The organism is Cytophagaceae bacterium ABcell3, assembly GCA_030913385.1.
GTDB lineage: Bacteria > Bacteroidota > Bacteroidia > Cytophagales > Cytophagaceae > ABcell3.
Map to the genome: position 1 here is coordinate 4,258,474 of CP133159.1, position 13,448 is coordinate 4,271,921.

The window sequence follows — 13,448 nt, forward strand, 5'->3', positions numbered from 1 at the left end:
ATATCCCTTACATTAAATTAAACCAGATAGAAAAATGTAAATACAAATACCCATACAAGGTCTACAAAGTGCCAATAAAGGCCTACTTTTTCAACCATTTCATAATGTCCTCTAGCTTGGTATGTACCAATAGCTACATTATAAAACACGATGATATTTAGTATGATTCCACTCACTACGTGCCCACCATGGAAACCAGTAATGAAGAAAAAGAAGTTTGCAAACAAAGGAGGCCCGTACTCGTTTCTAATCAAATTGGCACCAATTCCATCTGGCGTACCTGCAATAAATACAGTCCATTCCCAAGCCTGGCAACCAATAAAAGCGATACCACCAAAGATAGTCCATAACAACCATTTCTGGCAGTCATTTTTATCCATTCTATGCCCTGCTTCCACAGCCAACACCATAGTAACACTACTCATAATAAGGATGAAGGTCATAATACCTACAAACACTAGAGGAGCATACACATGGAAGAAAGGAATGTGTGTAAAAATTTCTTCCGGTATAGGCCAATAGTTTACTGAAGGTACAAATTCTTCGCCGTGAACTTTGGGGTCATATGCAGGATAAGCAAACCTGCTCATTCCATAAGCGACAAGGAATGCAGAAAAAGTAAGAGCATCCGATAAAAGGAAGAACCACATCATCAGCTTACCGTAGCTGGCTTTTAATGGTTCCGCACCTCCATACCAGATGTTGCGCTTATTCTGATCAATTGTAGTTGTTGTTGCCATAAATTATATTTTTGGAAAATTAACGGTAAAACAATAAAAATACAAACAAATAAATCCAAAGCCCGCCAAGAAAATGCCAATAGGTGCTGCAAGTCTGAATTGCAGTCAAGTTCTTAGAATGTATCTTAAGCGTAAAAGCTTTATATATGGTAACTAAGAGAAATACAAGCCCTGAAACTATGTGAAAGCCATGAAGCCCCGTTAGAACATATAAAAATGATCCGGATGGGTTACTTTTACTGCCCGCAAAGAACACGTTCATTTCAACCAAGTCTTGCCAAGCTTTAAACTGACTGAAAAGGAAGATAACACCAAGCACCAAGGTACTAAGCAAAGCCAGCTTAAGATGCTGGAAGTTATTCTTCTTAGCAGCAACATACCCCCAGTGTAGGGTAAAACTACTTACAACTATAAATAGGGAACTGAGCCATAATTCGTTTGGCAAAGGAAAGTCAAGCCAATTGCCTTCAGCCCTCCTTACGATATACGCACTGGTCAATGCACCAAACATCATAACAATACTGACTATAAAAAGCCAAGTAAGAAATTTAGCAGGATTAACAGTATAAGGCTTATCCTGATTTTCGAGTACTAGTTCTTGTTGTTTCATTTTATTATTTTATCCAAAACAAATGCTATTTGTACAATCGGAAGATATAAAAATGAGCCAAACATAATCTTAAGGGCAGCCTTATTAGTACCACTCTTCATCAGAGAAAATGTTTGCATTAAAAAAACCACACCACATACAGTAGCTATGATGGCCGAGTTTATACCAGTAATTCCAAGCTTTGCTGGAATTAACCCCAAAGGTATAAGCATAAGGGTATAAATCATAATCTGAATAGCAGTATTAAGATCTTTACCACCACCGGATGGTAAAAGTTTAAAACCAGCCTTCTTATATTCTTCATCCAACACCCACGCTATAGCCCAAAAGTGAGGGAACTGCCACATGAATTGAATTCCAAACAGAAGAAGTCCCTCAATGGATATACCTCCTGTAGCCGCTGCCCAACCTATAAGAGGTGGTAAAGCGCCAGGAAAAGCGCCAACCAAAACAGCCACAGAACTCTTCCGCTTTAGAGGGGTATAAACAAATCCATATAAAATAAGTGAAATTAAAGTAAGTAATGCAGGTAGTAAGCCTGTGAAGCTGTACAATAAAGCAAAACCTAACGAACCTGATGTAACACAAAAACCAATAGCTTCGCTTACAGAAAGTCTACCTGTAGGCAATGGCCTATTTGAAGTCCTGACCATAAGCTTATCCAAATCTTTTTCAATAATTTGGTTTATTGTATTAGCAGCTCCCGTCATTAAAAAGCCTCCAAGCAAAAAAGCAATGAAAGTACTCCAAACCAGTAAATCTGTCCCTAAAAGATATCCCATTCCTCCGGTAAATGCTACCAAGAAGGATAGTCTAAATTTAACAAGGTCAAAATAAGCCTTAATTTTGGCAGAAATACTCAGGTTTACCGGAATATTTAATTTATCTGCATTCATACATTTTGAAGTTTTCCGCTAGGAAGCGTAATAGTTTTATTATAGTAAAGTAAAATGGCCAAATAATATTGTGCACCCATCAGTAAACACCCAATAAACAAATGTAGCGGTTGTGCAAAAGCAGGAAACCCTCCATAAGTTAAAATAAGTGCCAATAAAATTTCAACAATTAATAAACCAAGTACCCATACTGTACTATTATAAATCAATTTATGATCTCTATTGTATTTGTGAACCTTATAAAACAATAGAATATGCAAAGCTAACAAAACCAGTGCGAAGCTTCTATGAATTAGAAAAGCTATACCTGTTTCAGAAAGCCATTGCGCTCTATTTTCATTACCTAATGACACAGCAATCATATCTATTTCTTCACGCACACGAGTACCGGTAATGATCTGAAATAAAGATCCAGCCAAAAGAACCCATACAATAATCTGTATGTATTGGTTTTGATCTACATGCTTGACTAAAAGGTTAGGCTTTTGTGATCTAGTAACAACCCAAATAAGTAGGCAAACGATTACAACAGCCAAAACCATATGCAATGTAATAAGGAAAGGCATGAGGTTAGAAGAAACTACTACTGAACCTAGCCAACCTTGAAACACAACAAGTAAAAGAACACTAAGACTAAGAATTACTATGCCGAAATCTTGTCTTTTAAATTTAAAAGAAGCTACAAACAGGATAAGAATTAGAAACCCAGTAATAACTCCCAAAACCCTGTTCAAGTATTCAATCCAAGTATGTGTAGGATTAAATTCATGTTCCTGATAAATCGATTGATCGTTCCTAATGGTCTGAGCCAATTCGTTATAGTTAAGAAATTCAAGCATAGAGGCAAACCTTATATTCTTTTGCCGTCTTTTCTCTACATAAATTTCTTTATAGTTTTCAGGAAGCTCTGATATGCTAGAAGGAGGCACCCACTGATCGAAGCACTTAGGCCAGTCTGGACATCCCATGCCAGACCCAGAACTCCTTACAATTCCCCCTACTAAAATCAGAAAATAGACGGTACAAATGGTAATAATACCAATTGTACCGAAAGATGATAGTTTATTATTTTTTCTCATTTACTTCTTCCGCCTCATCAATTAGCATACGCTCGTTTTCATGAGGGAAGTTAGAACTCATAGTTTTTGAGTAAGGAACATTTTGAGGGATATAATCCTCATCAGCACCAGGTTTACTATAGTCATAAGGCCATCTGTAAACCGTAGGAATCTCTCCTGGCCAATTACCATGTCCTGGGTTAATAGGCGTCGTCCACTCAAGGGTATTAGAACCCCATGGGTTAGCTGTGGCTTTTCTACCTTTAAACATGCTATAAAAGAAGTTGAAAAGGAAAATAAACTGTACAGCGAAAGTGATAATAGCTGCTACCGTTACAAATAAGTTAAGGTCTACAAACTTATTTGTGAATTCAAAACTAGTAAACGCATAGTATCTTCTTGGGAAACCCGCAATACCAATATAGTGTAATGGGAAGAATACAAGATATACCCCAATGAATGTAAGCCAGAAATGTATATAACCAAGTTTCTCGTCCATCATTCTACCAAACATCTTTGGGAACCAGTGGTAAACACCTGCCAACATACCAAAGAAAGACGCACTACCCATTACAAGGTGGAAGTGAGCTACCACAAAGTAAGTATCATGCAATTGGATATCAGCCGCTGAGTTTCCTAGAATAATACCAGTCAAACCACCTGACACAAAGAAAGATACCAAGCCGATAGAGAACAACATAGCAGGGGTAAATATGATATTTCCTCTCCAAAGTGTTGTGATATAATTAAAGGCTTTTACTGCTGAAGGAACAGCAATAATCAAAGTAAGGAACATGAATATTGAACCTAAGAAAGGATTCATACCACTGACAAACATATGGTGTGCCCAAACTATGAACGAAAGCACACTAATAGCAGCCATTGAACCGATCATTGCCTTGTATCCAAAAATAGGTTTTCTTGAATTAGTTGAAATAATTTCAGAAGAAATACCTAAAGCAGGAAGAATAACAATATACACTTCAGGGTGTCCTAGGAACCAGAAAAGGTGCTGGAAAAGAATAGGGCTACCGCCTTCGTGCAATAATGCCTGACCGGCAATATAAATATCAGACAGGTAAAAACTTGTACCAAAACTTCTATCAAAAATCAAAAGCAAAGCTGCTGAAAAAAGAACAGGGAAAGAAAGAAGTCCAATAATAGCAGTAAAGAATAGTGCCCAAATAGTCAAAGGAAGTCTAAGGAAAGACATACCTTTTGTTCTAAGGTTAATGATAGTAGTAATATAGTTAATACCACCTAATAAAGTAGATACAATAAACAAAGCCATTGACACCAACCACAAAGTCATTCCTAAGCCAGAACCTGACATAGCCTCAGGCAAAGCACTTAATGGTGGATAAATAACCCAACCTCCAGAAGCAGGTCCAGTTGATAGGAAAAGAGAGATAAACATGATAACACTGGAAGCAAAGAAGAACCAGTAAGAAAGCATGTTCATAAACCCAGAAGCCATATCACGGGCACCAATTTGAAGAGGGATTAAGAAGTTTGCGAAGGTACCACTAAGTCCCGCAGTTAATACGAAAAAGACCATTATAGTACCATGCATAGTAACCAATGCAAGGAAGAATTCAGGGTCAATTTTTCCATTGACAATCCAACGTCCAAAGATAGGCTCAAGGAAAGAAACATCTAGTTCCTGGAATCCAAGTTGTAAACGGAAAGCCAAAGAAAAGAACCCTCCTATCAATGCCCAAAAGATACCAGTTACAAGAAATTGTTTACCGATCATCTTGTGGTCTTCGGAGAATATATATTTCCTTATCCAACTCTGATCATGGTGATCATGGTCATCATGATGATCGTGAGCAGCGCTGTGATCTAAATTTATTTGAGATGCAGACATATCTGTAAATTTACTTTTTAAATTCTTTAAAACTACTGATTACTAATCCTGATTTTCATCGTCCTCTGTTTGAACTTCATCAGAAACATCACCTTCATCCTCTTCCTCATCACCATCTAATATTTCGTCAGCTGCCGTCACATCCTCTTCAGTCGGAACGTCAGGATCGATATCGTCGATATCTTGCTGTACCGCTCCAGGCCCAGGAACATCTGCAGTATCAGGAACATCTGCTGGCTCTAATCTGTCTTTTAAATGATCAGGAAGCAAAGGTCTAACATAATCAGCATTAAGTGCTGCAAAAGGCTGTTGCGCATCATGCCATCTTTCATACTCTTCCGGCTCGACAACAACAACGATAAAACGCATACCGAAATGGCCACGGCCACAAATCTCAGTACATGCTAATTCATAATTAAAAGATGGGTCTCCCAGCTCCATACGCATTTCATTGGTAGTTTTGGTAGGTATAAACCAAAACTTAGTAGGCATACCCGGAACCGCATCCATTTTTAACCTAAAGTGTGGTACAAATACGGAGTGAAGCACATCACGAGCTCTTATGTGAAATACTACAGGTTGTCCCTTAGGAATCCGAATTTCCATAGGTTGGAAATCATCCAAACTTGCTTCATCTTCAAAGTCAACACCCATTTCATTGGTAGCATCTGTAAGGGTATAGTGATAACGTCCTAGTTCACCATCTTTACCAGGATATCTTACCTGCCAAGCGAACTGTTTACCCATAATTTCAACCTGCACACTATCCTCAGGCTCCATTTTTGTTATCTCAGACCACTCTCGCCACCCGTAAAAAACAAGGATCGCCATAACAATAGCAGGGATGACAGTCCATACCACTTCAAGTTTATGGTTTTCTGGATAAAAATATGCTTTTCTATCCTCCCTATATTGATACCTATAGGCAAAAAACAAAAGGAAGATATTTACAACAACAAAGGCTATTACCAGAATTGCCATAGTAATCCAGAACATCCTGTCAGTACGTACCCCGTGAACAGTAGAAGCTTCAGGTAAATAATGTTCCGAAGCAACACTAGAGTACCAGGCAAAAGCAAGTAGTCCAACAACCATGAAGATGATCATCATCATTGCGTTAATACTATTGCTCCGTCCTACCCTTTTGGTATATGCTCCTCGCATAACCGATATGAGGGTATGGACCCTGAAAATGACTAACAGGATAGCTAGTATAAGAACTACAGCAAGTCCTATTATAAGTTCTATTACCATGAGTTTAATTATTTATAATCTACAGTTAATATATAATCGACAACCATTAATATACGTGATGATGCGTACTTTCTTCCAGCATTGGATGATTTTTGGCTATCAGACTTGCTTTAGATAATCCAAATAATACACAGAAAGCAAATATACCAGCAAAAATCATTGTCATACCAAGTTCAACAAAGAAGAAAAGATAATCAAAACCACCATGAGGTCCCAAAATACCAGGAGTCATCATTAAATAAAAATCACTCCAGTGTCCAATAAGGATAGCAATAGCTACAACTTTAAGAATAATTCCCTGACGCTTAGCATCTCTGGTCATTAATACTAAGAAAGGAATCAAGAAGTTGATAATCAAATTAAAAAAGAAGATTGGCGTATAAGCATCAGCCTTTAATCTCTCTACAAAATATACAGACTCTTCTGGAATGTTTGCATAGTAAATAAGAAGGAACTGAGCAAACCAGATGTAAGTCCAGAAAATACTGAAAGCAAACATAAACTTACCCAAGTCATGCAAGTGATGCTGAGAAACATATGGTAGATAACCTGCATCCTTAAGGAAAAGTACAATTAGTGTAATGGTAGCTAAACCACTAATAAGCCAGCTAGCAAGCACATACCAGCCAAACATTGTACTAAAGAAATGAGGGTCAATGGATAAAGTCCAGTCCCATGCTGATGTAGAAGAAGTAACTCCGAAAATTACAAGGAAAAGAGCTGACCAAACAATGCTCTTGTTATAGTAAGTAACGCCACCCTCAAGGTCTTCTGCAAGAGAGAACTTCCTTAACATATACCAAACTAAAATCCACAGGGCAAAGTAGATAATAGTTCTTACAAGGAAGAACCCTACATTAAGGTACCCACTCTTTCCAGCTATAAGTTCATCATACCTAGGATCATCAGGGTCTGTCAAATACCCATGAGTCCAATGAAAGATTTCGTGGTTAAAAGCTATAAAAGTAAGAATGGTTAAAACAGCGCCAACAGGAAGAAAGTAACCGAATGATTCGGGAATTCTCTTAATGGCGGCACTCCAACCTGCCCATGCAACATAATTAAAAGCTATAAAAAATACACCAATAATTGCAATTCCTACAAAGAAGATGTTGTTGTGCCAGAGATTTTTGATAACCCTATAGGTCCAATCCACATGTTCAAATTGAGGATGGTCATGATGTATATCTTCAGGGTATATTCTAGTATGTTCAGGTTCATCAATACCGACTCCACCCGATAATAATAGCATACCTACCACTAAAAGAACTATACCAATCCCTATCACAGTAAAAATCCTTTTTCGGGCAAGACTGGTAAAAACAAATTTTTCTTCGGTCATGACTATATATTAATTTAAAATCTTATTTCCTATTGATCTGCTTGTTGTAAAGTATGTACAAAGTGTACAACTTTCCATCTCTCTTCAGGGCTTAACTGAGTAGCGTAAGAAGTCATACGATTGTATCCATAAGTAATGACATGGTAAATATGTCCAGCAGGTTTATCTTTAAGTGTTGCACTAGCAAATAAAGGTACACCACCATAAACTTCACCTACGGCACCATCACCTTCACCAGTCTGTCCATGACAAGGGCTACAAAACCTTTGGTAAAGAACACGACCTTCCTCAAGTGTAACTTCAGTAAGAGGTACAGGATTAGGAACTAAACCAGCAGCCTCAAGGCTGTCAGGGTGCATGTGCATAGGCAAAATACCTTTAGGGTGCCTGCTAATAGTTCCAGGAACAGGTTCCCTCATTGTCATCCCATGAGGATTATAAGGATTTGAGTTATAATATTCAGGGTGATTAACTGAATCTGTTACCTGGGAAAGAGGCTCATAAGGAACAGAATAATACATGTTGGGAGCAAATTCCCACCTAGGTTCCTGGTGAATCCCAATGTGACTGAAATCGTGGTTACAGGAAGACAGCAGCCCCAGAACAAAAATGAAAATAATATATTTTTTAAAGGACATAACTATGTAGTAATTAAAATTATTCAACAATTTTGCTATTTACCTCACTGGCACCACTTTCTGTAAGCAACTGACTGATCTCCTCTTTAGAAAGCTTGTTTCTGTCAAGGTCGATAGCCATTACGTGACAGTCATCAGTACTTCTAGGGTCAAACATAAAAGGTCTACCCCAAGGCTTTAATCCACTAATGACAAAAAAGGTACCTACCATACCTAGGGAGGCCAAAAGAACTGTAAGTTCAAAAGTAACTGGTATAAAGTTTGGCAATGGAATAAAAGGTTTACCACCTATCACCATTGGCCAATCATATCCCATGGTAAGTATAGTAAGACAAAGTGCACAAATTGTACCTGTAAGTCCAAAAATAAATGCAACTATAGGTAGGTTTGAAGGCTTATAACCCAATGCCTCATCTAAACCGTGAACCGGAAAAGGTGTATATACCTCATGAATTCTAACCCCGGCAACACGGACTTTGGATACTGCCCCTACCAGGACATCCTCATCTTTATAAATACCAAGTAAAAAATTCTTGCCCTTTGCCATAATTATTTAGTCTGTTGTTTTGAAGATGATTTAAGTACACTTTTCACCTCGGCCATGTTTACCACTGGAAAATACTTGGTAAACAATAGGAAGAGAGTAAAGAATAGACCGAAAGAGAACACATAATCTCCTACGTCATATATTGTAGGCGAGAAATACGCCCAACTTGAAGGTAAGAAGTCTCTTGAAAGCGAGGTAACAATAATTACAAAACGCTCAAACCACATACCTATGTTTACAATAATTGAAAGGATGAAAGTCCAGTAGATACTCGTTCTAACTTTCTTAAACCAGAAAAGCTGAGGCGAAATTACGTTACAAGTCATCATAGCCCAGTAAGCCCATAGGTAATCACCACCAAAAGCTCTGTTATAGAACAATGCATATTGTTCGTAATATACACCTGAATACCAAGCCATGAAAAGCTCGGTGATATAAGCAATACCCACAATTGATCCTGTTAGAACAATGATCTTGTTCATAGATTCAATGTGGTTAATTGTTATATAGTCTTGAAGTTTAAACACTACCCTAGTGATAAGCATCAAGGTCAATACCATGGCAAAACCTGAGAAAATAGCACCAGCCACAAAGTATGGCGGGAAAATAGTTGTGTGCCAACCAGGTATTACAGAAGTTGCAAAGTCCATTGATACAATAGTGTGCACCGAAAGTACAAGAGGTGTAGAAAGACCTGCAAGTACAAGACTGACAGCTTCATATCTTGACCAAGATTTTGCTGAACCATCCCAGCCAAGGCTTAATGCACCGTATATAGCTCTTCTAATTCCTGTAGCACGTTCACGAATGGTAGCAAAGTCAGGAATAAGTCCAACATACCAAAAAACCAGAGATACCGTCAAGTAAGTAGAAATAGCAAAAACGTCCCATACAAGTGGAGAGTTAAAGTTAACCCATAAAGAACCAAATGTATTAGGGAGAGGTATAGCCCAAAAAGCTAACCAAGGACGTCCCATGTGCGCCAAAATAAAACTCGCTGCACACAAAACAGCAAAAATAGTCATCGCTTCAGCAGCACGGTTAATAGAGGTTCTCCATTTCTGTCTAAATAGAAGAAGGATTGCTGATATTAGGGTACCAGCGTGACCTATACCAACCCACCATACGAAGTTGGTGATATCCCAGGCCCAACCTACAGTTTTGTTTAGTCCCCAAACACCTATACCTTCCCACCATGTCCAAAACAGGCAGTATGAACCAAAGGCAAGGGTAATTACAGATATTGTAAAGGCAACCATCCAAGACTTGGTTGGTTTCCCTTCTACCTGCTTACATATATCAACAGTAACATCGGAAACAGTCTTACCACCTGTTACTAATGGCGGCCTTACGGGTGAAGTAACTTGCATAATTCTAAATTAAGCTTTATTGATATTTCTGATTTTCGTTAAATAGGCGATATTCGGTCTGACATTAATCTCTTCCAGTACAGTAAAGGATCTTTCTTTATTCTGTTCTGCAATAGTCTTATATACCTGACTTTCTTTATCATTAAGATCTCCGAATACAATAGCATCGGTAGGACATGCTCCAGCACAGGCTGTAACAATTTCCCCATCAACCGGTCTTCTTCTTTCTCTTTTTGCGTGCAATCTTCCTTCTTGGATACGCTGTACACACATACTACATTTTTCCATAACCCCTCTCGACCGGACGGTAACATCAGGATTAAGAACCATTCTACCCAATGCAGTATTCATTGGCGTGTTTTTGTCAAAGTGTCCTGGGTTATTGTAATACTTAAACCAGTTAAACCTTCTTACTTTATAAGGACAGTTGTTAGCACAATATCTTGTACCGATACATCTGTTATAAGCCATTTGGTTAAGTCCATCAGAACTGTGTGTGGTAGCAGCCACAGGACATACTGTCTCACATGGTGCGTGGTTACAGTGCTGACATAACATAGGTTGGAAAGTTACCCTAGGGTTTTCTGCAGGATTCTCTAATGCGACTTGATCTCCATCAAAATACTTTCCAGTCTCTGCAGGACTGCTATAATATCTATCAATTCTTAACCAGTGCATCTCCCTTCTGTTAAGAACCTCAGTTTTACCAACTACTGGGATATTATTTTCCGCATTACAAGCAATGATACAAGCATTACATCCTATACATGAGTTAAGGTCAATGCTCATACCCCATAAATGGTTAGGCATTTCATGCTCATACCAAAGTGTAACATCCATAGGTTTACGATGTCCTTCTGAGGTATGGATCATTGGTTTGAACCTTCCAGCATATGGATCGCTCTGGTACTCTGACAAAGTAGCTTCTTGAACCACTGGACGCGCCATAGAGGTCAACGCCGTTTGTGTTTGAGCTAGTTTTTGCGATTCGCCAGTTTTTTCAAATGTAACGTTAAGACCAGTATATGCTACAGTGTCGCTAGTCACTGAAAGTAGAGGGTAGGCATCTACTCCTATTTCATCTCCTACACTACCAGACCGTACCCTACCGTATCCTAGTGCTACAGAAACAGTACCGTTTGCTTGACCTGGTTGAACCAAAACAGGAATAGCCTTATTCAATCTGTTTCCATCAACAGTTAGGTTAACTAGGTCACCTTGCTTAAGACCTTGCTCATTGGCAATACTCATCGGTATAGCCAAATAGTTATCCCATGTTACCTTCGAAAGTGGATCAGGCAATTCTTGAAGCCAAGGGTTGTTGGCAAATTTACCATTACCAACACTAACAGTTTCATAAAAAGAAATCTCTAAACCTTGAGGTTCTGCACTATAGTTGTTCCTAATTGCTTGTTGAACACCTGATAGGTCTGTATTAATAGAAGGAGTCTCACCACCGTCTTGAGCTACTTCATATATACCATCATGAAGCGCTTTGTCCCATTGTGATTGGAAGTTTCCTCCTTCAAAAATATTATTTCTCCAGTGGTTCTGGATATAAGTATAATAATCTACATTTCTACCTGCCCAAATCAGTAAACTATCTTGAGCTTGTCTGGTACCTTTGAATAAAGGAGATATAGTTGGCTGTCCTAAGCTGTAAAAACCTTGCTTAGGCTCAGCATCATTCCATGATTCAAGAAAATGTCTATCAGGACAAACGTAGTTGCACAATGCAGCAGTTTCGTCTGCTCTTTCTGAGAAAGATATTTTAAGGTCAACATTTTCTAAACTATTAGCTAATGCTTGACCTTTAGGGTGATCATATACTGGATTTGCATTGTAGAAAATAACAGCTCCAATATTACCACCTTCAACATCACTGATGAAATTGGCCATAGCAGCATCGTTACCTTGTTTCTGATTAGAAGGGGTATTGATGTCTATTGATGTTCCGTAATTTCCAAGGATGTTGTTAATTTCGTTAACCAGCGTCTGAACAGCAGCATCATTTGAACCAGAAACTACTAAAGATTTACCTCTATTAGCTAACAAATCCTGGGCAGCCTGATCTACAAGATCGCTTTCTACCGCAGGAACGTTAATTCTATTAGAAGCCAATTTGTTATAAAGCGCTGCAACAAATAAACCTTCCTGACTAGGTCTAACAGGTTGACGATAATCGGCATTACTACCTGTAACAGTAAGCGTAGTTTCAAATTGGTAATGACGGCTCATAGACTTTTTGTCCTTGCTTAGTTTCCTAGTAGAAGCGTACTGTTTCGCATACTCTATAGGAGAAATCCAAGTACCTAGGAAGTCTGCTCCAAAGCTTACAATTACGTTTGCTTTGCTGAAGTCATATGAAGGAATTACCCTTCTGCCAAAAGATGCTTCATTAGCTGCCAGTATACCTGATGCAGAAACAGCATCATACTGTACATGCTGTGCATTAGGGTATCTCGAAATAAAGTCGTTAATAACAGCTTTCGTGGAAGGACTCATAATAGTAGAAGATACTATTCTAATTCCTTTACCAGCGTTTTGGGCATTATTTAGTCCAGCAATAATATCATTATCGATGGATCTATATTCTGTATTGTTTTTTACACGTTGAGGCTGACCCTCAACGGTAAAGAAATGAAGCCTTGTTTCATCATATAAAGAAAGAACAGAAGCCTGTGCTCTCGCACTAGTACCACCTTTTGTAACACTAGATAATTTATTGCCTTCTATTTTTATAGGACGACCTTCACGCGTCTTAACTAATACACTACAATAGTCACTTCCGTCCAAATAAGTAGAAGCATACCAGTTTGCAATTCCTGGTTCTATTTCTTCAGGTTTGTTTACGTAAGGGATAATTTTTTTAACCGGCGTATCACAAGCAGCTAAAGATGCTGCCGCAACACTAAAACCCATTACTTTAAGAAAATCCCTACGGTCAGGACCTTTATCCTCAGTTTCTGAGCCTTTGCTCGGAACAGCTGACTCCGGGAACTCCCTTTCGCCATCTTGCTGAAATTCAGGATCCTGTGATAATTGTTCTATACTTTGCCAGTATATTTTATTTTTATCTTTCATATTAACAATTGAAATAGGCTCTTAAACGAATTTTTTTGA

Annotated in this window: 11 protein-coding genes; all 11 read right to left on the reverse strand. The window is 38.4% G+C overall.

Annotated features, from left to right (window positions below; translation table 11 throughout):
- Positions 1-17: 17 nt before the first annotated feature.
- From RCC89_17305 to RCC89_17355, 11 genes are read right to left on the reverse strand one after another with little or no spacing between them, the layout of a single operon-like run.
- Positions 18-740, reverse strand: a complete 723-nt coding sequence (locus RCC89_17305) for a cytochrome c oxidase subunit 3 (protein WMJ74905.1) — start codon at positions 738-740, stop codon at positions 18-20.
- A 19-nt stretch (positions 741-759) separates the two neighbouring features.
- A complete protein-coding gene (locus RCC89_17310; GenBank protein ID WMJ74906.1) occupies positions 760-1,350 on the reverse strand; it encodes a cytochrome c oxidase subunit 3 in 591 nt (196 codons plus the stop codon).
- On the reverse strand, positions 1,347-2,246 hold the full coding sequence (gene cyoE / locus RCC89_17315) for a heme o synthase (GenBank protein ID WMJ74907.1): 900 nt from the start codon (positions 2,244-2,246) through the stop codon (positions 1,347-1,349). The genes RCC89_17310 and cyoE overlap by 4 nt, the downstream gene beginning before the upstream one ends.
- A complete protein-coding gene (locus tag RCC89_17320) occupies positions 2,243-3,325 on the reverse strand; it encodes a COX15/CtaA family protein (protein ID WMJ74908.1) in 1,083 nt (360 codons plus the stop codon). The genes cyoE and RCC89_17320 overlap by 4 nt, the downstream gene beginning before the upstream one ends.
- Positions 3,312-5,174 carry a cbb3-type cytochrome c oxidase subunit I gene (locus RCC89_17325; protein ID WMJ74909.1) on the reverse strand — a complete coding sequence of 621 codons (1,863 nt, stop codon included), beginning with the start codon at positions 5,172-5,174 and terminating at the stop codon, positions 3,312-3,314. Before RCC89_17325 ends, RCC89_17320 begins: the two co-directional genes overlap by 14 nt.
- Before the next feature lie 42 nt (positions 5,175-5,216).
- On the reverse strand, positions 5,217-6,428 hold the full coding sequence (locus RCC89_17330; GenBank protein WMJ74910.1) for a cytochrome c oxidase subunit II: 1,212 nt from the start codon (positions 6,426-6,428) through the stop codon (positions 5,217-5,219).
- 46 nt (positions 6,429-6,474) lie between these two features.
- Entirely contained in the window at positions 6,475-7,770 is a 1,296-nt protein-coding gene (locus tag RCC89_17335; protein ID WMJ74911.1) for a quinol:cytochrome C oxidoreductase, read from the reverse strand.
- Positions 7,771-7,799: 29 nt separating this feature from the next.
- The gene (locus tag RCC89_17340; GenBank protein WMJ74912.1) at positions 7,800-8,408 is read right to left on the reverse strand and encodes a cytochrome c; all 609 of its coding nucleotides are present in this window, start codon (positions 8,406-8,408) and stop codon (positions 7,800-7,802) included.
- A 19-nt stretch (positions 8,409-8,427) separates the two neighbouring features.
- The gene (locus RCC89_17345; protein WMJ74913.1) at positions 8,428-8,955 is read right to left on the reverse strand and encodes a DUF3341 domain-containing protein; all 528 of its coding nucleotides are present in this window, start codon (positions 8,953-8,955) and stop codon (positions 8,428-8,430) included.
- A gap of 2 nt (positions 8,956-8,957) precedes the next feature.
- On the reverse strand, positions 8,958-10,325 hold the full coding sequence (gene nrfD / locus RCC89_17350) for an NrfD/PsrC family molybdoenzyme membrane anchor subunit (GenBank protein ID WMJ74914.1): 1,368 nt from the start codon (positions 10,323-10,325) through the stop codon (positions 8,958-8,960).
- A gap of 9 nt (positions 10,326-10,334) precedes the next feature.
- Entirely contained in the window at positions 10,335-13,409 is a 3,075-nt protein-coding gene (locus tag RCC89_17355) for a TAT-variant-translocated molybdopterin oxidoreductase (GenBank protein ID WMJ74915.1), read from the reverse strand.
- Between the last annotated feature and the right edge of the window lie 39 nt (positions 13,410-13,448).

Bases quoted from the DNA above. Each gene is read 5' to 3' on its own strand.
- RCC89_17330 (WMJ74910.1), bottom strand. From the start codon at position 6,428: ATGGTAATAGAACTTATAATAGGACTTGCTGTAGTTCTTATACTAGCT.
- RCC89_17325 (WMJ74909.1), bottom strand. From the start codon at position 5,174: ATGTCTGCATCTCAAATAAATTTAGATCACAGCGCTGCTCACGATCAT.
- RCC89_17320 (WMJ74908.1), bottom strand. From the start codon at position 3,325: ATGAGAAAAAATAATAAACTATCATCTTTCGGTACAATTGGTATTATT.
- RCC89_17335 (WMJ74911.1), bottom strand. From the start codon at position 7,770: ATGACCGAAGAAAAATTTGTTTTTACCAGTCTTGCCCGAAAAAGGATT.
- RCC89_17345 (WMJ74913.1), bottom strand. From the start codon at position 8,955: ATGGCAAAGGGCAAGAATTTTTTACTTGGTATTTATAAAGATGAGGAT.
- RCC89_17340 (WMJ74912.1), bottom strand. From the start codon at position 8,408: ATGTCCTTTAAAAAATATATTATTTTCATTTTTGTTCTGGGGCTGCTG.
- nrfD (WMJ74914.1), bottom strand. From the start codon at position 10,325: ATGCAAGTTACTTCACCCGTAAGGCCGCCATTAGTAACAGGTGGTAAG.
- cyoE (WMJ74907.1), bottom strand. From the start codon at position 2,246: ATGAATGCAGATAAATTAAATATTCCGGTAAACCTGAGTATTTCTGCC.
- RCC89_17305 (WMJ74905.1), bottom strand. From the start codon at position 740: ATGGCAACAACAACTACAATTGATCAGAATAAGCGCAACATCTGGTAT.
- RCC89_17310 (WMJ74906.1), bottom strand. From the start codon at position 1,350: ATGAAACAACAAGAACTAGTACTCGAAAATCAGGATAAGCCTTATACT.
- RCC89_17355 (WMJ74915.1), bottom strand. From the start codon at position 13,409: ATGAAAGATAAAAATAAAATATACTGGCAAAGTATAGAACAATTATCA.